The sequence below is a fragment of the Microvirga aerophila genome (assembly GCF_003332305.1).
GTDB classification, from domain to species: Bacteria; Pseudomonadota; Alphaproteobacteria; order Rhizobiales; family Beijerinckiaceae; genus Microvirga; species Microvirga aerophila.
Genome location: NZ_QOIO01000001.1, coordinates 113,519 through 135,483, shown reverse-complemented (window position 1 = coordinate 135,483; position 21,965 = coordinate 113,519). Strand labels below are relative to the sequence as shown.

General features: G+C 58.7%; 19 protein-coding genes. 18 read left to right on the top strand and 1 reads right to left on the bottom strand.

Translation table 11 applies throughout. From position 1 onward, the window contains the following. Nucleotides 1-102: 102 nt before the first annotated feature. Nucleotides 103-1,263, bottom strand: coding sequence for a dihydrodipicolinate synthase family protein (locus DRB19_RS00635; protein WP_114184085.1), 1,161 nt, complete (start codon nucleotides 1,261-1,263; stop codon nucleotides 103-105). A gap of 206 nt (nucleotides 1,264-1,469) precedes the next feature. Between DRB19_RS00635 and DRB19_RS00630 the strand changes: the two genes are divergently transcribed. The 18 genes from DRB19_RS00630 to DRB19_RS00550 all read left to right on the top strand — a co-directional run bounded on the left by DRB19_RS00630 (nucleotide 1,470) and on the right by DRB19_RS00550 (nucleotide 21,910). After that, nucleotides 1,470-2,519 carry a LacI family DNA-binding transcriptional regulator gene (locus DRB19_RS00630; RefSeq protein ID WP_245439204.1) on the top strand — a complete coding sequence of 350 codons (1,050 nt, stop codon included), beginning with the start codon at nucleotides 1,470-1,472 and terminating at the stop codon, nucleotides 2,517-2,519. Beyond that, nucleotides 2,516-3,544, top strand: coding sequence for a Gfo/Idh/MocA family protein (locus DRB19_RS00625; RefSeq protein WP_276330585.1), 1,029 nt, complete (start codon nucleotides 2,516-2,518; stop codon nucleotides 3,542-3,544). The genes DRB19_RS00630 and DRB19_RS00625 overlap by 4 nt, the downstream gene beginning before the upstream one ends. After that, nucleotides 3,541-5,160, top strand: coding sequence for an acyl CoA:acetate/3-ketoacid CoA transferase (locus DRB19_RS00620; RefSeq protein ID WP_114184083.1), 1,620 nt, complete (start codon nucleotides 3,541-3,543; stop codon nucleotides 5,158-5,160). Before DRB19_RS00625 ends, DRB19_RS00620 begins: the two co-directional genes overlap by 4 nt. Continuing rightward, a complete protein-coding gene (locus DRB19_RS00615) occupies nucleotides 5,157-5,933 on the top strand; it encodes an enoyl-CoA hydratase/isomerase family protein (protein WP_114184082.1) in 777 nt (258 codons plus the stop codon). Before DRB19_RS00620 ends, DRB19_RS00615 begins: the two co-directional genes overlap by 4 nt. Nucleotides 5,934-5,943: 10 nt before the next feature. Continuing rightward, nucleotides 5,944-7,479, top strand: a complete 1,536-nt coding sequence (locus tag DRB19_RS00610; protein WP_114184081.1) for an aldehyde dehydrogenase family protein — start codon at nucleotides 5,944-5,946, stop codon at nucleotides 7,477-7,479. Nucleotides 7,480-7,520: 41 nt separating this feature from the next. After that, the gene (locus DRB19_RS00605) at nucleotides 7,521-8,789 is read left to right on the top strand and encodes an ABC transporter substrate-binding protein (RefSeq protein WP_245439203.1); all 1,269 of its coding nucleotides are present in this window, start codon (nucleotides 7,521-7,523) and stop codon (nucleotides 8,787-8,789) included. Nucleotides 8,790-8,952: 163 nt separating this feature from the next. After that, a complete protein-coding gene (locus DRB19_RS00600; protein WP_373867336.1) occupies nucleotides 8,953-9,792 on the top strand; it encodes a carbohydrate ABC transporter permease in 840 nt (279 codons plus the stop codon). Then, nucleotides 9,789-10,685: a carbohydrate ABC transporter permease gene (locus DRB19_RS00595; protein WP_114184079.1), complete on the top strand. Its 897-nt coding sequence runs from the start codon at nucleotides 9,789-9,791 to the stop codon at nucleotides 10,683-10,685. The genes DRB19_RS00600 and DRB19_RS00595 overlap by 4 nt, the downstream gene beginning before the upstream one ends. 16 nt (nucleotides 10,686-10,701) lie before the next feature. Next, the gene (locus tag DRB19_RS00590) at nucleotides 10,702-11,814 is read left to right on the top strand and encodes an ABC transporter ATP-binding protein (RefSeq protein ID WP_114184078.1); all 1,113 of its coding nucleotides are present in this window, start codon (nucleotides 10,702-10,704) and stop codon (nucleotides 11,812-11,814) included. Further along, nucleotides 11,811-13,325, top strand: a complete 1,515-nt coding sequence (locus DRB19_RS00585; RefSeq protein WP_245439202.1) for an FAD-dependent oxidoreductase — start codon at nucleotides 11,811-11,813, stop codon at nucleotides 13,323-13,325. The genes DRB19_RS00590 and DRB19_RS00585 overlap by 4 nt, the downstream gene beginning before the upstream one ends. Further along, entirely contained in the window at nucleotides 13,322-14,089 is a 768-nt protein-coding gene (locus tag DRB19_RS00580) for a 3-ketoacyl-ACP reductase (RefSeq protein ID WP_114184077.1), read from the top strand. The genes DRB19_RS00585 and DRB19_RS00580 overlap by 4 nt, the downstream gene beginning before the upstream one ends. 81 nt (nucleotides 14,090-14,170) lie before the next feature. Continuing rightward, nucleotides 14,171-15,805 carry a GMC family oxidoreductase gene (locus DRB19_RS00575; protein WP_114184076.1) on the top strand — a complete coding sequence of 545 codons (1,635 nt, stop codon included), beginning with the start codon at nucleotides 14,171-14,173 and terminating at the stop codon, nucleotides 15,803-15,805. A gap of 227 nt (nucleotides 15,806-16,032) precedes the next feature. After that, entirely contained in the window at nucleotides 16,033-17,055 is a 1,023-nt protein-coding gene (locus DRB19_RS00570) for a TRAP transporter substrate-binding protein (protein WP_114184075.1), read from the top strand. A gap of 357 nt (nucleotides 17,056-17,412) precedes the next feature. Then, entirely contained in the window at nucleotides 17,413-18,573 is a 1,161-nt protein-coding gene (locus DRB19_RS00565; protein ID WP_114184074.1) for an acyl-CoA dehydrogenase family protein, read from the top strand. A gap of 387 nt (nucleotides 18,574-18,960) precedes the next feature. Next, nucleotides 18,961-20,136, top strand: a complete 1,176-nt coding sequence (locus DRB19_RS00560; RefSeq protein WP_147021669.1) for an AGE family epimerase/isomerase — start codon at nucleotides 18,961-18,963, stop codon at nucleotides 20,134-20,136. 321 nt (nucleotides 20,137-20,457) lie between these two features. Further along, nucleotides 20,458-20,613 (top strand): VOC family protein, encoded by a 156-nt coding sequence (locus tag DRB19_RS30955; protein ID WP_245439201.1) that lies wholly within the window; start codon nucleotides 20,458-20,460, stop codon nucleotides 20,611-20,613. Next, entirely contained in the window at nucleotides 20,614-20,838 is a 225-nt protein-coding gene (locus tag DRB19_RS30950; RefSeq protein WP_245439221.1) for a VOC family protein, read from the top strand. A gap of 64 nt (nucleotides 20,839-20,902) precedes the next feature. Further along, nucleotides 20,903-21,910: a Gfo/Idh/MocA family protein gene (locus DRB19_RS00550; protein WP_114184072.1), complete on the top strand. Its 1,008-nt coding sequence runs from the start codon at nucleotides 20,903-20,905 to the stop codon at nucleotides 21,908-21,910. Nucleotides 21,911-21,965 lie beyond the last annotated feature (55 nt).

Sequence of the window (21,965 nt, the reverse complement as noted above, 5' to 3'; positions counted from 1 at the left end):
GAGCTGTGATAGCGCCAAGACCGCTCAAGCATCGCGTTTTAGCCATAGCTTGCGTTGACAACAGCCAACGCCAACCGACCTTCGACACCCTGCAACGAGCTCCTAGATCCCGTTCACAGCATTGACCTGGCGCATCCGCGCGATAGCGAGATCCGGGTCGACGAGGAGCCGAGCCTGATCGGCGAGCCTGAAAACCTCCGAATAATGGAGAATACCACGAGCTGACTCCATACCCCCCAGCATCCGGAAATGGCTCTGCAATCCGTTCAACCAAGCGAGAAACACAACACCTGCCTTGTAGTACTGCGTCGGTGCTTCAAAGATGCGACGAGACAGTTCCACTGTCGGGTCGAGGATGGCGTGGTAGCCGGCACTGTCACCCTTCGCGAGACAGTCCATGGCAGCCGCAGCCGCCGGTGCGATTGGATCGAAAATGCCGAGCAGGGCATGCGAATGGTATTTCCCGTCGCCCTCGATGAGGTCGGCGTAGTTGAAATCATCGCCCGTGTACATTTTCACGTCGGCCGGAAGGAGAGCCCGCATCTTCTCTTCGTACGAGCGCTCAAGAAGGGAAATCTTGATGCCCTCGATCTTTCCGGGGTGGGCGTTGATGAGCTCGAGACAAGCTGCCATCGCAACATCGACGTCGCTGCTCGCCCAGTAACCTGACAGCTGCGGGTCGAACATCTCGCCGAGCCAGTGAAGGATAACCTTGTCGGCCGCCTGGCTAATGATCCGGCCGTATACGTAGAGATAATCATCCTTGGATCGTGCGACCTTGCAGAGGGCGCGGCTGGCCATCAGGATGGCGCGTCCTCCATAGGCCTCGACGTGACTCAGCTGTTCTTCATAGGCCGCGACCACGTCGTCGAGGGAGCGCACGTCCGCAGGATCCAGGTGATCGGTACCGGCGCCGCAGGCCAGATCGGCTCCCGGAACAGTCTTCGCTTCCAGGAGGGACCGCTTGATCAGCTCCTTGGCGCCGGGCCAGTCGAGACCCATGCCCCGCTGTGACGTATCCATGGCCTCGGCGATCTTAAGCCCGAGGCCCCAAAGATGGTGGCGGAACTTCAGAGTCGACTCCCAATCGACCTGGGACGATTGCCATGGATCGGTCAGCGCGATGGGATCGGCCACTACGTGGGCCGCGGCATAAACCGTCCGGGGCAGGTCGCCTTTGTGGGTGAGGGGGTAAGGTGACGCATCACCCACGCGGTACTGCTCGAGTGAGCCGTCTGCACGAAGCAAGGTGATTTGGTTCATAGCGTTTGGATCTCCCTATTAGGCCGCTGATTGCTGGCTGGTCAATTTCGCGGTATTTAGACCGTTCCAAATAATCTTGGCAAGCCATGAATAAAGTCTTGCCCGTATTTCCCTTATTTCTCAGCGACATTTCGGCCATTTACAATCCAACTAGCCTCATGATATGGAACGTTCCAATAGATGTTAGGGATGGAAAGGTCGCCCCAGTGACCGGCAAACGGCGGGCCTCGACCAATGTCACGATCATCGACATTGCTCGCGAGGCAGGTGTCTCCAAATCGACCGTGTCGCTCGTGCTCAAGGGCAGTACGCTGGTGGCCGACGAGACCCGCGACCGCGTGTCGAGGGCGATGTCCAAGCTGGGCTATGTCTACAACCGCGGTGCGGCGAACCTCCGGGGAGCGCAGTCGAGCATCGTTGGGATGGTCATCAATGACCTGTCGAACCCGTTCTTCGCCGAGCTTGCCATTGGGATCGAGCGCGTTCTCCGCACATCGGGATATATTCCGTTCATCGCCAATACGGCCGAGAGTGTCGTGCGGCAGGCCGAGGTCGTTCGGTCGATGCGTGAGCACGGAGCGTCAGGGATCATCCTCAGTCCCGCGCTCGATACTGACGGCCGGGAGATTAACAGTCTGCTGGATCTTGGGATGCCGATTATCCTCGCCATCCGACGTGTTCCGGGTGCCCGCGCGTCGCTCGTTGCCTCCGACAATATGGCAGGAGCGGCACGTGTTACGCAGCACCTGATTTCGCTGGGGCATCGCAGGATTGCCTTCCTTGGTGGCATGGGCGCCATGGCCGTCCGCAAGGACCGGATCGCCGGCTTCACCCAGGCGCTCGAAGAGGTGGGGCTTCGCGCCGATCCTGCGCTCATGCTGGAATCGATGCCGACAAAGGATGGTGCTTTTACCGCAATGTCCGCTCTTCTGTCCCGTCCGGACTGGCCGACCGCGGTGGTGTGCTTCAACGATGTCGTCGCGATCGGTGTTATGCAGGCCTTGAGCCGTAAGGGACTGCTGCCAGGGCGGGACATGGCCATCACAGGCTTCGATGACACGACTGAGGCTCGGCAGGTTTCGCCACCGCTTACCACGGTTTCCGTCGATGCGGGAGACCTCGGCGAGCGGGCCGCGCAAATGCTCCTGCGCCAGATCGCAGCCGGCAATCAGACCACGGAAACCTATATCGGCGAGGCCCGTCTGGTCGTGCGCGAGAGCTGCTGCCCGCCGCCGAGAGAAAGGAAGGTCTCGTGAGCAAGACACTTCGTTGGGGCCTGATCGGTGCGAGCACCATCGCGCGAGAATGGATGAGCGATGCAATTCGTTCCACAGGTGGGGAGGTCGTCTCAGTGATGAGCAGCGACCAGGATCGAGCGGCCGCCTACGCGAAGGCCAACGGCATCCCACATGCGACCACCAGTCTGGACGCTCTGCTGGACGAAGCCGACGCGGTCTACATCTCGACCACGAACGAGCTCCACCACGCTCAGGTTCTTCAGTCCGCACGGGCGGGCAAGCACATCCTCTGTGAGAAGCCCTTAGCTCTCACCGTCGACGAGGCTCGCGAGATGGTCGACGCCTGTCGGGCTGCAGGCGTGGTCCTTGGGACCAACCATCACCTTCGCAACGCGGGGACGCACCGCGCCATGCGGGAGGCCATCGCAGCAGGCCGAATTGGCCGCCCGCTGTTCGCCCGCGTGTTCCACGCGGTGTACCTGCCTGCCCACCTGCAGGGTTGGCGTCTGACCAATCCGTCTGCCGGTGCGGGTGTGGTCCTGGACATCACAGTTCACGATGCGGACACGCTTCGCTTCGTCCTCGCCGATGATCCCGTCGAGGTGACGGCGCTTACGCAGTCCGCGGGCTTATCCCAGGGCAGCGTCGAAGACGGGGCTATGGGCACAATCCGCTTCAAGTCCGGTTTGCTTGCCCAGTTTCACGACGCTTTCACTACGGCCCATGCCAAGACCGGCTTCGAGGTCCACGGCACAGAGGGATCACTGATCGGCACCGATTGTATGACCCAGAGGCCGGTCGGCGATGTTCTGCTGCGAACGGCCACAGGCGAAGAGCTCCTGCCGATTGATCGGACGAACCTCTACGAACGCAGCGTCGCACGCTTCACAGCCGCAGCGCATGGGGATGGTGAGCCAGCCGCAACCGGAGAGGACGGGATCTGGTCGCTTGCCATCGCAGCCGCAGCCTTGCAATCAGCCCGTACGTCCCAGGTCGCTGCCATCAATCCCGAGTTTTCAACAAGCCTGAAGGTGTCACAATGAGCTTCCCTCGCATACTCCCAGCCGCAGACGCAGCAGCTCTCATTCCCGACGGCGCTACTGTGACGGTATCGTCGGCTTCCGGACTTGGCTGTCCCGACGCCGTTCTGGCGGCTATAGGAAAAAGGTTTGACGAGACAGGCCATCCGCGCACGCTGACGACGGTTCATCCGATTGCCGCAGGCGATATGTCGGGCATCAAAGGTGTCGATCATCTCGCAAAACCGGGACTGTTGGCTCGGATCATCGCTGGGTCCTACCCGTCAGGCCCGTCCTCAGCCGAGCCGCCCGCGATCTGGAAAATGGTCACGAACAACGAGATCCCGGCCTACAACATTCCATCCGGCATCCTGTTCGATATGCACCGCGAGGCAGCTGCGAAGCGCCCTGGCGTACTCACGAAGGTGGGGAAGGACACGTTCGTCGACCCTTCGCGCGAAGGCTGCGCCATGAACGAGCAGGCCGCCGCGGCGCCGATCGTGCAATCCATGAAGTTTGACGGTGACGATTGGCTCTACTTCAAGAGCATCGTTCCGGATGTCGCCATCATTCGTGCGACGACAGCCGATGAGCGCGGCAACCTCTCGTATGAGCACGAGGGAGCCTACCTCGGCCCGATCGAGCAGGCACTGAGCGTCCGCAACAACGGCGGCCTCGTCATCGCGCAGGTGAAACGTCTGGCCAAGAGCGGAACGCTCAGGCCTCATGATGTACTCGTACCTGGGATCCTTGTAGACGTGATCGTTGTCGCGCCTGACCAGATGCAGACGACCCAGACTGTCTACGATCCGGCCATCTCCGGCGAAGTTTTCCGCCCGATAGAAAGCTTCACGATCCCAGAGTTCGATATCTCCAAGGTCATTGCTCGCCGCGTCGCGAGAGAGTTGAACTATGGTGATGCCGTCAATATCGGCTTCGGCATTTCGGCCAACGTTCCGAGGATCCTCATTGAGGAGGGATGTCACGGCGACGTCACCTGGATGGTCGAGCAAGGCGCCGTCGGTGGCATTCCACTGCTCGACTTCAAATTCGGCTGTTCGTCCAACGCCGAAGCCATCATGCCGTCACCATACAATTTCACGTACTTCCAAGGTGGCGGCTTCGATCTCTCGCTCCTCTCCTTCCTGCAGATCGACCGAAACGGTTCTGTGAACGTCTCCAAGTTGAGCGCGCGGCCACACGTTACCGCGGGAGCAGGCGGGTTCGTCGATATCTCGAGCCACGCCAAGCGGATCGTCTTCTCCGGCTTTTACACGGCTGGGGGCAAGTTCGAGATCGTCAATGGCACGCTCAAGATTCTGAAAGAGGGTAAAGTCGACAAGCTCGTCGAGGCCGTTGAACATGTCTCGTTCTCAGGAAAGCGCGCCATTGAGCAAGGCCAGGACGTTACGTACGTCACTGAACGCTGTGTGCTGAAGCTGACGCCAGAGGGCATCGTGGTCGCCGAGATCGCGCCCGGTATCGATCTCGAGCGGGATGTTCTCGCCCATGCCGCGTTCCCACTGCTTGTGCCGTCCGCTCCGAAACTGATGGACGCGGCTCTGTTCCAACCCGAGCCGCTCGGCTTGCAAATCCCGAGGAGCGAAGCGGGCTCGACGCCAAAGAGGAGGGCAGCATGACAACGCCGTACGTCCGCTTTGAAGTCGAAGGCCCGGTCGCGACAATCACTTTGGCCCGTGCCGAGAAGCTCAATGCGCTCGACATGCCCATGATCGAGGCTTTGGTAGAGGGCGCGGATGCGATCGAAAAAAGCCGCGAGATCCGCTGTGCAATCATCACGGGCGAGGGCAAGGCCTTCTGCGCCGGTGGCGATATTGCCGGCTGGGGTGGTCTTGAGCCTCTCGATATGTGGCGGATGTGGACCCGGTTGGGACACCGTGCATTCGATCGGCTGGCCCGCCTGAGGGTGCCCCTGATCGCTGCCCTCAGCGGCCATGCGCTGGGCGGCGGATTGGAACTCGCCGCCGCGGCCGACGTCCGGGTGGCCGAACCTCAAATCAAGATCGGCCTTCCGGAAACCGGTCTTGGGATGGTGCCCGGCTGGTCAGGAACGCAGCGCCTGGTTCGCCGCTTCGGATCCCAGAATATCCGGCGCCTTTCGCTCACAGGTGTTCTCATGACCGGTGAGGAGGCCGAGCGCCGAGGGATCGTCGACGAGATCGCGCCCCAGGGGAGTGCCCTGGTACGGGCACGGGCGATCGCGAACCTCGTCTCCGAACGTGGGCCGATAGCGGTCTCCATCAGCAAAGATCTCATCAACGCTGCAGAAGGCGAAGAGACGGCTGCGGCCGTGGAAGGCATTGCAGGCGCACTCGTCTCCTACACCGCCGACCTAAAAGAGGGGGTCTCGAGCTTCCGAGAGAAGCGCTCCCCGTCCTACACGAACACTTGAGGGCTGACCTATGAACGCACCCGTCAAACTCGACCGCTCGCGATTGGACTCCGCACTGGCGATGACTCCTCGCTCCTACGAACTGCTGATCGATGGACGTTGGACCAAAGCACGGGGCGAAGAAACGTTGGAGCGGGTGAGCCCTGCCCATGGGGTCCCCGTTTCGACCTATGCACGGGCGTCAACATACGAAGCCGATCTAGCCATTTCGGCCGCACGCACCGCTTTCGACCAAGGGCAGTGGAGGCGCCTGACCGCCTCTGAACGGTCAAAGATCCTTCTTGATGTTGCATCCCTGATCGAGCGTGACGCCGAACTGATTGCAATGATGGATACCCTGGAAAGCGGCAAGCCAATTGCACAGGCGCGAGGCGAGATCGCCGGCGCCGTCGATATCTGGCGCTACGCCGCCGCCTTGGCGCGAGACCTCCACGGCGAAAGCTTCTCGAATCTGGGCCCTCACAAACTGGGTGTAGTGGTCCGGGATCCGATTGGCGTCGTGTCCATCATTACCCCTTGGAATTTCCCTTTTCTCATCGTCAGCCAAAAGCTTCCGTTCGCGTTGGCAGCGGGTTGCACTGCCGTGGTCAAGCCAAGCGAACTGACATCTGCGTCGACGCTCCACCTCGGCAATCTCCTTCTCGAAGCAGGGCTGCCAGCCGGAGTCGTTAACATTCTTTCTGGGACAGGTGCGGATGTTGGCGCTGCGATGACCTCCGATGCCCGAGTGGACATGATCTCGTTCACGGGCTCAACCCGTGTCGGAAAAAGCGCGATGGCTACTGCAGCGAACACCTTGAAGAAGGTTTCGATGGAGTTGGGTGGAAAAAACCCGCAGATCGTTTTCTCCGATGCCGACTTGGAGGCTGCTCTCGATGCGGCTGTGTTCGGCGCCTACTTCAACGCAGGCGAATGTTGCAATGCAGGAAGCCGATTGATCATCCAGCGGCAGATTGCCGAGAGCTTCGTGTCGGAACTCCAACAGAAAGTCCGGCACGTGAAGGTTGGTGATCCACTCGACGAGGACGTGCGGGTTGGCGCCATCGTCACACCGGACCATCTGGCGAAGATTGAGGGGTATATTGCCGAGGCCCAGGAAGCCGGCGCCGAGGTCAAGGCCGGCGGGACCCGACTGGATCATGAGAGCGGGCAATTCATGGCTCCGACCCTCGTCGATGGCGTGAAACCACAAATGACTATTGCGCGAGAAGAGGTGTTTGGTCCGGTTCTATCGGTTCTCACATTTGAAACCGCCGATGAGGCCATCGCGATTGCCAACAGCACCGAGTACGGGCTCTCCGCCGGCGTCTGGAGCAAAAGTTTCGACACCTGCCTGAATGTCAGCCGAAACATCGATGCCGGTACCGTGTGGATGAACACGTTCATGGACGGCGCCAGCGAGCTTCCCTTCGGTGGCTACAAGCAGTCCGGCCTGGGCCGGGAACTGGGCCGCCGGGCGGTCGATGACTACACGGAGGAGAAGACATTGCACTTCCACTCAGGGCCTCGGACGGCCTGGTGGGTGCCACGGCCTTCAGAAACCTGAAGCGTGCGCCGAAACGGATTCGGCTCTTGGGAGGAAACGAAATGAAAGTCACTAAGTCCTATCTTGTCTCGGCGGCGCTGCTAATCTCGACCACAATGGCCGGCGTCCCGGCAATCGCCCAGGAAACGTCCCGCGTGGACGTCCTGCATTGGTGGACGTCGGGTGGTGAAGCAGCGGCGTTGAATGTTCTCAAGGAGAACCTCAAAGCTCAAGGCGTCGGCTGGCAGGATGTTCCTGTTGCAGGGGGCGGCGGTGAGCAGGCGATGACGGTCCTCCGAGCCCGGGTCACGTCAGGCGATCCTCCGACCGCCTCGCAGATGCTCGGCTTCGACGTCCAAGACTGGGCTGCCCAGGGCGTCCTCACCGACCTTAATGCGCTTGCCGCCAAGGAGAACTGGGACAAAAATATTCCCGTCGCTCTACAGCAGTTCTCGAAGTACAAGGGCACATGGGTTGCTGCCCCGGTGAACCTGCACTCCACCAACTGGATCTGGATCAATAAAAAGGTGTTTGATGACCTCGGTCTGAAGGCGCCTCAGACCTGGGATGAACTGATCGCAGCCCTCGACAAGGTCAAGGCGTCGGGCAAGACGGCTTTGGCCCATGGTGGCCAGCCCTGGCAGGACGCCACGATCTTCGACAGCGCCGTGATGGCCACCGGAGGTCCTGAATTCTACAAGAAGGCCTTGATTGACCTTGACCCCGCTGCACTCGGCTCGGATACCATGAAGAAAGTCTTCGAGCGGATGACGAAACTCCGGAGCTACGTGGATAGCAACTTCTCCGGCCGCGACTGGAACCTGGCCAGCGCGATGGTCATCCGCGGCGATGCAGCTGTCCAGATCATGGGAGATTGGGCGAAGGGTGAGTTCCTCGGCGCCGGAAAAAAGCCGGGGACGGACTTCCTGTGCACCCGCTTCCCTGGAACGCAGGGAACCGTCATGTTCAACACCGACCAATTCGCCATGTTTAAGGTCGGAGCTAATCGCCAGGCTGCTCAGCAGAAGATGGCTGCAGCCATTGAAGATCCCGCCTTCCAATCTTCCTTCAACGTCGTGAAAGGCTCGGCTCCCGCCCGGACCGATGTCTCCGATGCCGCCTTCGACGATTGCGGCAAAAAGGCGATTGCCGACGTCAAGGAGGCCGAGGCGAAAGGGACGTTGCTCGGATCGCTAGCCCACGGGCATGCAGCACGGGCAGCCGTCAAGAATGCGATGTACGATGTCATCACCGGCGAATTCAACGGTGATTACACCCCGGATCAAGCCGTCAAGGAGCTTGTGTCCGCCGTCGCGAGCGCAAAGCAGTAGGCAAGTGCGCTTCCTAGGTCCCGCAGGTGCGGGGCCTAGGCCCTCGCTACAAATTGTTTAGAGACGAAAGGCACACGCCATGTCGGTCGCCGCGATAACGAGTCATACCACATCAACCGAGCCGCCCCGCACAAGGCGTGGGTTTGAAGACTGGCTGCCTCGCTTGGTTCTTGCACCAAGCTTCGCGGCACTTCTCGTCTTCGTATACGGCTTCATTCTGTTTACGATCTATCTGTCGACGACGAGCTCAACACTCTTGCCGGTCTTCGACTTCATCGGGTTCGGCGCCTATTCGCGCCTATTCGCGATCCCCAACTGGACTGTCGCACTGAAGAACCTTGCAATCTTCGGTTCCCTTTACATCATCCTGTGTTCGGTGATGGGCCTGTTTCTCGCAATCCTTATCGACCAGAAGATCCGCGCCGAAGGATTGCTGCGCCCGATCTTTCTCTACCCCATGGCGCTCTCGTTTATCGTAACGGGGACTGCATGGAAATGGTTCCTCGACCCTGGCATCGGCCTCGAGCAGACCATGCATGCCCTTGGTTGGACCAGTTTTACGTTCAACTGGATCAAGGACAGCCAGATGGCGATCTATACGATCGTGATCGCCGCGGTGTGGCAGTCATCGGGCTTCATCATGGCAATGTTCTTGGCCGGCCTGCGGGGCATCGACAGCGAGATCATGAAGGCTGCCCAGATTGACGGTGCGTCGACCGTCCAAACGTACCGCCGCATCGTTATCCCGCAACTTCGTCCAGCCTTTCTATCAGCCTTCGTGGTACTCGCTCACCTGGCCATCAAGTCATTCGATCTCATCATTGCGATGACCAACGGCGGCCCTGGTCGGGCGACCGAAATGCCTTCCACCTTCATGTACTCGTACACGTTTACGAGAAACCAGATGAACATCGGCGCCGCCTCTGCCGTGATCATGCTCATGATGATCTCATCCATCATTGTTCCCTACCTCTACACCGAGCTGCGGGGAGAAAAGAAATGACCGCACAAGTCTCTACCATCGCCGACACTCGCAGTGAAAGCTCGCCGCGATCTGCGCCGAGAGTGCTTCTTTACGCGGTGCTGATCCTTTTCGCGATCTACTATCTCCTGCCGCTGTTCATTATGGTCGTGAACTCGGTCAAGCCGCTGTCGGAGATCCAGGGCGGCAACATGTTGTCGCTGCCGGCACAGTGGACCTTGGAGCCCTGGCAAAAAGCCTGGAACGAAGCCCAAATCGGTGTCCAGGCAACGGGTCTTCAGCCGTACTTCCTGAACTCGATCCTCATGGTTGTCCCTGCGGTGGCAATTTCTACCATCCTGGGGGCACTCAACGGCTACGTTCTCACCAAGTACAGATTCCCCGGCCATAAAATTGTCTTCGGTTTGATGCTGTTCGCCTGCTTCATCCCCTTCCAAATCGTGCTCATTCCGACGGCACGCATTCTTGGAACGCTCGGGATTGCTGGGACAATTTATGGCTTGATCCTGGTTCACGTTGTCTACGGACTCGGGTTCACGACGCTCTACTTCCGGAATTACTACGAGGCCTTCCCGACGGAGCTGGTTCGGGCGGCCCAAGTCGATGGTGCAAGCTTCTTCAAGATCTTCTACCGGATTCTGTTGCCGAGCTCCGGGCCCATCATCGTCGTGACGGTGATCTGGCAGTTTACGAACGTCTGGAATGACTTCCTGTTCGGTGCTTCGTTCTCAGGCCCGAACGCCATGCCTATCACTGTCGCTTTGAACAACCTCGTCAACTCGTCCACGGGCGTCAAGGAATACAACGTTCACTTTGCAGGAGCTCTTCTTGCCGCCCTGCCCACACTGATCGTCTACATCGTGGCCGGTCGGTTTTTCGTGCGCGGTCTGATGTCTGGCGCCGTCAAAGGCTAAAAAGGGAGGAATTACTATGGCTTTTCTCGAAATCAATCGCCTTGAGAAGTCCTACGGGGCCATGTCGGTGCTCAAAGGCATCAATCTGGCCATGGAAGAGGGTGGCTTTCTGGTCCTCGTCGGGCCGTCGGGATGCGGCAAGTCCACATTGCTGAACACAATCGCTGGACTGGAAAGTATCAGCAGCGGTGAGATCAAAATCGCTGGCCGCCGTGTGAACGACCGCCGTCCATCCGAACGCGACATCGCCATGGTTTTTCAATCATACGCGCTGTATCCCAACATGACTGTCGCTCAGAACATCGCGTTCGGCCTGGAAATGCGCAAGGTCCCGAAGCCGGAGCGCGACAAGGCGGTGGCGGAAGTGGCAGAAACGCTGCAGATCGGCCACCTTCTCAATCGTAAGCCGAGCCAGCTCTCCGGCGGCCAGCGCCAACGCGTCGCCATGGGCCGGGCGCTCGTCCGCAAGCCGAAACTCTTTCTCTTCGACGAGCCGCTGTCGAATCTCGACGCAAAGCTCCGCGTCGACATGCGGACCGAAATCAAACGCCTGCACAACAGCCTTGGCACGACGATCGTGTATGTCACGCACGATCAGATCGAGGCGATGACGCTGGCTACGAAGATCGCAGTCCTGAAGGACGGGCATCTCCAGCAGTTCGGGACCCCTGCCGAAATCTACAATGATCCGGTCAATACGTTCGTCGCTGACTTCATGGGATCGCCGCCGATGAATCTCGTGCCAGGGGAACTTGTGATGTCAGGCAAAGCCTATGCGGTCGCAATCGAGCGCGATGGAACGGCACCGGTCGTCTTGCCGATTGCCAACGATCGTACGGTCGTCTCGCCCGCTGGGCAGAAGGTCGTTCTCGGAATTCGTCCCGAAGCGATCACGGACGTGGACGGCGCCGACCGCAACGCCAAGAACGTGATCCGTGTGAGCTGCCGGACAGAGGTAGTAGAGCCCGCTGGCTCGGACACGTTCGTCGTCACGCGACTTGGCGGCAAGGACGTGGTGGCCCGCATGCGCTCGGACGCGGCCGTGAAGCTGCATTCCACGACAGACTTCGCGTACAACATGGATCGCGCCGTTCTGTTTGATCCTGCCTCGGGCAATCGGGTGGCATGATGCACGAGCAATCGGCCGATATCCTGATCATCGGGTCCGGGATCGGTGGGGCCTGCATGGCCGCAGGCCTCAGCACAAGCGGCGCATCGGTGGTCATTCTCGAACGTGGCGAGCAGTTGCCTCATTCCTCTCATGCGAGGAACACCCGGTCGATTTTCATTGAGGAGCATTACCGTCCCAAGGAGATGTGGCGGGACGCGGCAGGGCTGGAGTTCAACCCCGGCAATTACTATTACGTCGGCGGTAACTCCAAGTTCTACGGTGCCGTGATGTTCCGGTACCGCGAGCAGGACTTCGGCGAACTGGAGCATGCCGATGGCTTGTCCCCTGCGTGGCCGATCAGCTATCAGGATCTCGAACCTTGGTACTGCGCCGCGGAGCAGCTTTTCCAAGTTCGAGGAGCTCTGGGGCAGGATCCGACGGAGCCGTCCCATTCTGTCCCATATCCCCATCCGCCCGTTCCGGATGAGCCCGCGATCGCATCGGCTCGGGAGCGGTTGCAAAAGCTGGGGCTTCGGCCGTTCTCGCTCCCCCTTGCCATCGATATCGACCAATGGCTCTCCCATGCCAATACACCTTGGGATGCCTACCCTGACACCCGAACCGGCAAGTTCGATGCCGAGACGGCAGCGCTGACGGTCGCGCTGAAGCAGCCATCCGTTAGCCTGGTAACGGGCGCAATGGTCGAGCGCCTGATCCTGGAGAGGGACGGCCGTCGTGTTGCCGGAGCGGAGTACATCAAGAACGGCGAGCGGATTGTGATCCGTGCCAAATTGGTGGTTCTGTCCGCCGGCGCGATCAACTCAGCCGCGATCCTTCTCCGATCGGTCTCGGAGCATGAACCGGGCGGTGTCGCCAATCGGTCCGGAGTTGTCGGTCGCCACTTCATGAATCACAATGCGACAGCGATGCTGACGGTAGATCCGAGGCAGAGAAACGACTCGGTTTATCAGAAGACCATCGGTCTCAACGATTTCTACTTCGACGACGGCCGCGGCGGCCCACCTCTCGGGAACGTCCAGCTTCTGGGAAGGATCTCGGCTCCTGTCCTCAAAGCGAGCCTCCGATGGATGCCGGATTTCGTGCTTGAGCGGCTCGCCCGCCACAGTGTCGACTGGTACCTGATGAGCGAGGACCTCCCTGACCCGGAGAGCCAGGTCAGGGTCGATGGCAAGTCGATTGTCCTGGCATGGAAGCGAACGAACATGACGGCTCATCGCGGCCTCATCCGCCGTATGAAGGAAGTCTTTCGTGCTGCCGGGTATCCGATCGTTCTGGCACGAGCCTTCGATAAGCGGACCCCCTCGCATCAATGCGGCACGATCCGGTTCGGGCATACTCCCTCTACGTCTGCGCTCGATCCGTTTTGCCGAGCCCATGACCACCCCAACCTGTTCGTCGTCGACGCGAGCTTCATGCCGTCGTCGGCGGCGGTCAACCCCTCCCTGACTGTGGCGGCGCAAGCCTTGAGGGTTGCCGACCACATCCAAACGACAAGGTTCGCAGCATGAACACTCGCCCCGTTGCTCTGGTCACTGGCTCCCGGCGTGGTATCGGACTGGCGATCGCGCGCAAGCTCGCCACGGATGGCTTCGATCTCTTCATCACCGGTACGGATCCTGACAGCGCCGAGGAGACCCTTGCGGATCTCCGGCAATACGGTGCCAGGGCGTTCTATCTTTCCGGTGATATCAGCGATCTTCAGGTTCACGACAGGTGGGTCAATCAGATCCAACGCGATACTGGCCGCATCGACTGCTTGGTGAACAACGCTGGTATGGGAGCCGTCGTCCGTGGCGATTTTCTGGAGCTTCTTCCGGACAATTTTGATCGGGTGATCTCGGTCAATCTCCGCGGCACAATGTTCCTGACCCAAGCCGTTCTCAAGGTCATGCTGCAACAGCCCCGTGATGGTAGGCCAAAGTCAATCATCAACGTGACCTCCGTCAGTGCCTCTCACGCCTCTCCCGACCGGCTCGACTACTGCGTTTCAAAGGCAGGGCTGGCTATGTGGAGCCAGGGACTCGCCCTTAGGCTGGCTGGTGAGGGCATTGGTGTTTTTGACGTCCGGCCTGGCATTATTCGGACGGATATGACGGCTGGCGTCACTGAGAAATATGGCCGGTTGATCGCCAATGGCCTGGTACCCGCAGGACGATGGGGCGAGGGAGATGACGTGGCGAACGTGGTGACGTCTCTGGCATCGGGTGCATTCGCATTCGCAACAGGAAGCGTCATCGACGTGGATGGTGGCTTGAGCATCGGCCGGCTTTGAACAGGCCAACCGCGAACGCTTCTTAACGGGACGTGTGATGTGCAGGCGATGACCGCCGCCATTGGATAGTGAAAGAGGACAATGACATACGATTATATCATTGTTGGTGGGGGACCTGCGGGATGTGTTCTCGCGAACCGTATCTCGGCTGACCCGACTGTCAAGGTTCTTTTGATTGAGGCCGGCAGCAAAGACTGGAACCCGTTGTTCCACATGCCGGCCGGCTTCGCGAAGATGACGAAGGGCATCGCCAGTTGGGGCTGGTCAACCGTTCCGCAGCGGCATCTCGGTGGACGCGTTTTGCGATATACCCAAGCAAAGGTGATTGGTGGCGGCTCGTCCATCAACGCCCAGGTTTACACCCGAGGCAACCGGCTCGATTACGATCGGTGGGCTGAGCAAGGCAACTGCGCGGGCTGGAGCTACGCAGACGTCCTTCCGTATTTCAAGCGGGCGGAAGACAATCAGCGCTTTTCTGATGACTTTCATGGGACTGGCGGCCCGCTCGGGGTTTCCGTTCCGGTGAACCCGCTTCCGATCAGCGAGGCCTTCATCCGCGCCGCACAGGAGTATGGGATCCCGTACAACCCTGATTTCAACGGACCGGTCCAAGAAGGCATTGGTCACTATCAAGTCACCGTTCGGAACGCCCGGCGTTCGTCTGCCGCCTCTGCCTACATCAAGCCGATACGGGATCGAACAAACCTCACCGTCACGACAGGTGCGGCGGTCAAACGAATCTTACTCGAGGACCGCCGTGCTGTTGGGGTGGAATTAGCCTCAGCAAACGGATCATCGTCTCAGGTACGCTGTAACCGCGAGCTTGTGTTGACTTCGGGTGCAATCGGATCCCCTCGGCTCCTCATGCTATCTGGCATTGGCCCGGCCGATCATCTGAGATCGGTTGGCATCAAGGTTCTTCATGACCTTCCGGGAGTCGGTTCCAACCTCCAGGACCACCTGGATCTCTATACAATTTCCGAATGTACGGGGGACTACACGTACGACTCGTACGCGAAATTGCACAAGACTGTGTGGGCGGGTCTACAATACATACTTTTCGGGCGCGGGCCGGTGGCGTCAACGCTGTTTGAGACCGGTGGCTTCTGGTACGCAGATAAATCGGCCGTTTCCCCCGACATCCAGTTTCACCTCGGCCTGGGGTCGGGGATTGAGGCAGGCGTTGAGAAGCTGCGCAACGCCGGTGTGACGCTGAACTCCGCGTTCCTGCGGCCGCGGTCGAGAGGGACCGTTCGACTCAAGACGGCCGACTTCACAGACATGCCCCTGATCGATCCGAACTATTGGGAGGATCCCTACGACCGGGCCATGTCTCTCGAAGGCCTTCGCATGGCACGGGAAGTCATGCGCCAGCCTGCCCTCAGCCCGTTCATCCTGACTGAACGTATGCCAGGCCCGGCCAAGATCTCCGAGGAAGATCTTGTGCAGTACGCCCTCGATACGTGCAAGACCGACCATCATCCCTGTGGCACCTGCAAGATGGGCACTGATGAGATGTCGGTCGTCGATCCAGATCTGAAGGTTCATGGGCTTGATGGATTGCGGGTCTGTGATGCCTCGATCATGCCTTATGTGCCGTCATCCAACACCAATGCGCCGACGATCATGATCGGCGAAAAGGCATCTGACCACATCCAGGGGAAGGTGCCGCTGCCAGCCGCGAAGCCACCATCCGCTATGGCACATGTTGGCTAAGCGCATCGTCAACAAAAAGGTTAAAAAGCAGCAGATCTGGGAGATGCTTATGAAAACGAAATGATCGCGCGATGATTCAACAACATCGATTACGAGTACTGCACACGGATTATTATTAGCAAAATTGTGCGTGGAATGCAGATCTTTATGAGATACATCGGCCGAAATTTAACCGGTCAGTATAGTTGGACAGACTTAAATTTGAAATTAACAAGAGGAACACCAGTATGATGACTGTTCGACGTACCATCAAAACGACAATCTGTGGCGCGCTGCTAACATTGATCAGCTTTCTCTCCAGCGCTCATGCAGCCGAAATTAAGGAGCGCAGTATCAAGCTTCCAATCGTTACAACGCTTGATGCTCCATTAGGCATAGGAGCAAAGAAGTTCAGCGAGCTGGTTGAGCAAAAGAGCAGCGGTAAGATCAAGGTCAGAGTGTTCCCGGATTCTTCGCTTGGGGGTGAAGCTCAAGTCATCTCGGCTCTGCAGGGCGGAACGATCGAGGCAACCATCGTGTTGCCGGCAATTCTGAGTGGCATGATCAAGGAGTTCATCGCTCTAGATCTCCCATACGTGTTCGACAACGAGCACCAGGTCGCGACCGTTCTTGATGGGCCAGCCGGTAAGCGTTTTCTTGAACGGTTGCCGGAAAAGAACCTCATTGGGCTCGGCTTTATGGGTGGCGGGTTTCGTAGCTACACAAACAGCAAGCGCCCCATTACCAAAGTTGAAGATCTGTCTGGCCTGAAATTGCGCTCATTTCAGAACCCGGTCTTCATCGACTTTACCAACGCTTTAGGCGCTAATGCCGTCCCGCTTGCGTTTTCAGAGCTCTTCACAGCGCTCGAGACAAAGGCGATCGATGGCCAAGAGAACCAGATCGCCCAGGTTGACAGTTCCAAGTTCGATGAGGTTCAAAAATATCTTAGTGAGACACGACACGTCTACGCATCTCAGGTGACCGTTGTCAGCAAAAAGCTGTGGGATCAACTCTCAGAGGATGAGCGGAAACTGTTCCAGGACGCAGCGAACGAAGCAGCTGCCTATCAACGTCAGGCAGCGATAGAGGCTGAAGCTCGGTCGCGCAATGCGCTTAAGGCACGAGGGATGCAGATCAATGTGCTCTCCGAGGCCGAGATGCTCAGGATGCGTGAGAAAGTAAAACCAGTGGTCGATAAACATGCGGCTCAACTACCGGCGGACTTCCGTGAGCTATTTTTCAGCGAAGTGGCCAAAGCTCGAAAGTAAATAGCTTTGAGTGATGCCTCTAAGCAATATAACCATCGGTTGAGATGACCAAGCATGGGCGGCCTCGGCCCGGTTACGGCCAGTCGCCCTGCTATGATGAGGGTAGTCGCTTCGTTGGTGGATGTGACGATAACGAGTCACGCCATTTCTTGGAAAAGGCGCCTATCGCGATCCTGTAGCTCAAGCGGATTCAACCGACATGCCAGACGAGACCGTCTGGCATGTCGGCCTCTTTCTGACCGCAGTCCGCCGCCGCCAAGGTCGCCATGGGGGAGTTCCCAGTTCATCGCATACGGATGGGCATGGTTTCAGGCCCGCGTTGAGACTCACGCGATCACAGGTTACAAAGGGACGTTCATGCTTCCGATACCTAAAAACGATCCGGAGACGTACCAGCAAATCCAAGACATGGCACGCAAATTCGCTGATGACGTGATCCGTCCGGCCGCTGAAAAGCTTGACCACGATGAAAGCTTTCCCGGCGCCATCTATCAGCAGATGGGCGAGCTTGGCCTTTTCGGCATCACCGTTCCCGATACTCTTGGGGGTGTAGGATTAGACAGCTACGCCTACGCAATCGTCATGGAAGAGCTCTCGCGGGGCTACGCATCAGTTGCAGACCAATGCGGATTGGTAGAATTAATCGGCACGCTCTTGACGCGGTATGGCACTCCGGAACAGCAAGAATCCTGGATCCCTGATGTCATCTCGGCTCGTAAGAAAGTGGCCTATTGCATTACTGAGGCCGAGGCTGGCTCAGACGTCTCCGGTATCAAGACAACGGCTATCCGGCACGGTGGAGGCTGGAAGCTCAATGGTGGAAAGATCTGGATCCACAATGCCCCAGTGGCTAATGTAGGCTTTGTTCTTGCTCGAACAGATCCTGTTGCGGGAAAGCGCGGTATGTCGATATTCATCGTTCCGCTCGACGCACCAGGGATTAGTCGAGGTCCGAAAGAACACAAGATGGGCCAGCGCGCGAGCCAGGTTGGTGCGTTGCAATTCGATGACGTTGGCTTGTCCCAAGATTCTCTCCTAGGCCAGGAGGGCCGCGGCTTCCACATGATGATGAGTGTACTCGAGAAGGGCCGGGTTGGGATAGGTGCCCTCGCTGTCGGCATTGCACAAGCTGGGCTTGAAGCGGCGCTTGAGTATGCACAGACTCGCATGCAGTTCGGTCAGAAGATCGCTGCCAATCAAGGTATTCAGTGGATGCTGGCCGATATGGCCAAAGAGATTACCGCGGCCCGCGGACTTGTTCATCGCGCCGCTATCATGATCGATAACGGAGAGCCGGCGAATGCTGCCTGCTCAATGGCGAAGTGTTTTGCGGGTGACATGGCAGTCGCGCAGACCGCGAACGCTGTGCAAATATTCGGAGGGTCCGGCTACATCCGAGGCTTTGAGGTAGAACGACTCTATCGCGATGCCAAGATCTGCCAGATTTATGAGGGAACACAGCAGATCCAGCGCACCGTTATTGCACGCGAACTCCTGAAGAACGGGGCTCGCATATGAATGGGTTTTCGGCAGTAAGCCCGTAAACACCAGGTCAAGCCATGTCTCCATTGCAAGTTTCGGGTTTAATGTTAGTGCTGCGCATCGCGGCAGCTTGCAATGAACCGGGGGCCCCTATGCTCGGGCTCCTGTTTTGAGCGGCGGGGGCTCGATCAAGGAAACATTGCACTTGTCGTACCGGGCGCAGTTCGAGCGAGTACTGTCTGACGAATCAAATCCTGACTTACACAGTACTTGGTGTTCTCGAGAGGCATCGGTAGGATACTCCTGCACCATGTCATGTGCGACGTTCACTACAGATCCTGCTGCCCTTCTTCATCTTGATTGCAGCTATTCTATGCCGGCGCGTCTACTTTTCCCTCCAAAACATGGACCGGAGATGGCACAGTGAATGCCTCTTTACAGAATACCTCAAGCCGCCTGATGCCAGATCAACGCACATTTCTCCTGGAAACGTTACTGCCTTTTTGGGCCGAGCGAGCGCTCGACGAGCAAGACGGTGGGTTCTTCAGTGAACTCACTGTCGCCGGCGAGCCCCTGAGAACAGCATCCAAGTCCTGCCTCGTTCAGGCTCGCCTGCTGTATGTGTTCAGCCACGCCTACGTGCTGAGTAAAGAGACATGGGCGCTCACAGCAGCGACGCACGCCAAGACGTTTATGGAGCGTCACCTCCTGACTCAGCAGGGAGGTTGGTTCACGGCGGCACAGGAAGGGGCTCGCGTACAGTCACTCGAGGTGTTCGATCTCTATGACCAGGCGTTTGTTCTCTTTGGTTTGGCATGGTGGTATAAGGCCACGGGCGATCGCGCCGCTGTGCGACGAGCTCACCACACGATAGAGTTCCTGGGAAACGACCTTTTGGATCCAATTCACGGTGGTTGGCACGAGAACGTGGAGCGAAGCCTCCCACGACGGCAGAACCCGCATATGCACCTGCTGGAGGCGATGCACGCGCTATACGACGCGACGGGTGAGACCTTTTGGCTCGACCATGCCGCAGCTATCATTCGCCTGTTCCGGGACCGGTTCTACGATCCAGCGACAGGCAGTCTGCGGGAGTACCTGAATGAGGATCTGTCGCCGGCCGCTGGAGCGCCCGGCCGGATCCGTGAGCCGGGCCATCATATGGAGTGGGTTTGGCTGCTTCTTCATCATCAACGGCTGACAGGTGACAATCTTACTGAGGAAGCAGAGCGTCTATTTGCAAGCACCCGTCGGTCCGGGATTAACGATCAAGGTCTGGTGATTGAGGTGATGGACGCGGACGGACTTGTGCTCGACCCAGCGATGTTGCTCTGGCCACAGACGGAGGCGGTCAAGGCAGCTCTGGCCCGCCATGAATTTGTCGGCGCGAGTTTCTCCGACGCCTCGGAATTTCTCGAAGCTCTTTTCCGCCACCATATCCCAGATAACGGTCCGCTGTGGATCAACCGACTGTCGCCTGAAGGCGAACACATGGCCGACACGGTACCCACTCGCGTCCTTTACCATCTCACCCTCTGCCTCGCGGAATACATGCGCTTGGATCCCTCAGCCAAGGGAGCAGAACAGATACGGCTTTAGTGCGTTTGCAATGCTCCGGCCATGCACAGGACATTCGGGAGGGGGTCAAACAAGCCGTTCGATAACCCCGTTAAGGGTTGCCTTGGCATCGTGTATAATTTCAGACGACCTTTGGCCGGTACATTGAACCAGGAGCTTATCATTGACCTCTGCATCGGGCCTTAGACGGGATTTCCACTTCCCTGCTTCAGTACCGACACCGGAACGAGCGCTGCACGGGCTGGATCAGAAACCGTGGAGGACACGGCAGTTGCTTCCCTTTAGAAATCCTGCAGCTTGCTTTGCTGCAATGACTGATCCGGGCAATCCCAGGAGATACCGATGTTGGATGCTGTGAACCATGTTGCGGTCATCTGCTTGGATTACGAGCGGTCGAAGCACTTCTATTCCGAGGTCCTGGCGTTGCCGGTGATCGGCGAGGCTTGGCGTCCAGAACGACAGTCATGGAAGTGTGATCTGCAGGTGGGCATGGCCTAGATCGAACTCTTCTCGTTTCCATCACCACCAGCACGGCCATCGCGGCCGGAGGCCTGCGGACTCCGTCATCTCGCATTTTCGGTCGCAGCGCTGGAGCCAGTCATAACGCGCCTGAAGAGCCTTGAGGTTACGGTCGAGCCAATCCGGACCAAAGAGTACACAGGCAAGCGCTTCGTCTCCTTTGCCGATCCTGATGGTCGTCCGCTCGAACTCTACGAACTGTAGCGCCGTCGGGGCTCAGCTTTGAACGAAGCACTTGGGCTCCACGTCAAAAAAGGAAGGAACTCGCGTGTCGAAGAAAGTCAGATGGGGAATCCTGAGCCCAGCTAAGATCGCCCGCGTGCACGTGATCCCGGCGATGAAGAATGGCAAGTTGACGGACGTCGTGGCCATTGCGTCCCGAGACTGGCAGCGGGCGCGGGACGCCGCGGCGGAATTCGGGATCCCGAAGGTCTACGGCTCCTATGAAGCCTTGCTAGCCGATCCCGAGATCGATGCCGTTTACAATCCGCTACCCAACCACCTCCACGCTCCCTTGACCATCAAGGCGCTGGAGGCGGGTAAGCATGTCCTTTGCGAGAAACCCATTGCCCTTAATGCGGAGGAGGCCTATCAGATTGAGACGGCTCAGGCGAAGGCCGGCAAGCTGGTTGCCGAGGCCTTCATGGTTCGCTTCCATCCGCAATGGCAGCGGGCACGCGAGATCGCAAGGAGCGGACGTCTTGGCGATGTCCGGGCCGTCCAGACCTTCTTCTCGTATCATCTGACTGACCCTGGCAACATCCGCAATCAAGCCGAGATTGGCGGCGGCGGCCTCTACGACGTCGGGTGCTATGCGGTCGCGACTGCTCGCTATATCTTCGGCGCCGATCCGGAGCGGGTGATCGGCGTGTTCGACCGGGACCCGGTCCTGCGTACGGACCGGCTGGCGAGCGGTCTTGCCGAGTTCTCCGGTGGACAGCATCTGGCGTTCACCTGCGCAACCCAGCTTGTGCCAACCCAGTGGGTACAAATTGTCGGCACAAAAGGTCGCCTGGAGGTCCAGGTGCCTTTCAACCCCAAGCGCGACCAGCCGACCCGCATCGTGTTCGACGACGGGCGGGATCTGATTGGCGGCGGGGCCGAGACGGAGGAGTTTCCTCCCGCTGACCATTATCAGCATCAGGGGGATGCGTTCTCCCGCGCGATCCTGGAGGGGAGCAGCCTTGAGTTTCCGATGGCCGACGCGGTTATGAACATGCGAGTTCTTGATGCGCTTTTTCGATCCGAGAAATCGAAGGCCTGGGAAACCGTCTAAACAATGTGACGGCAGTATCCGCTGTACGAGCAGCCGAAGAGCTTCCGGATGGATT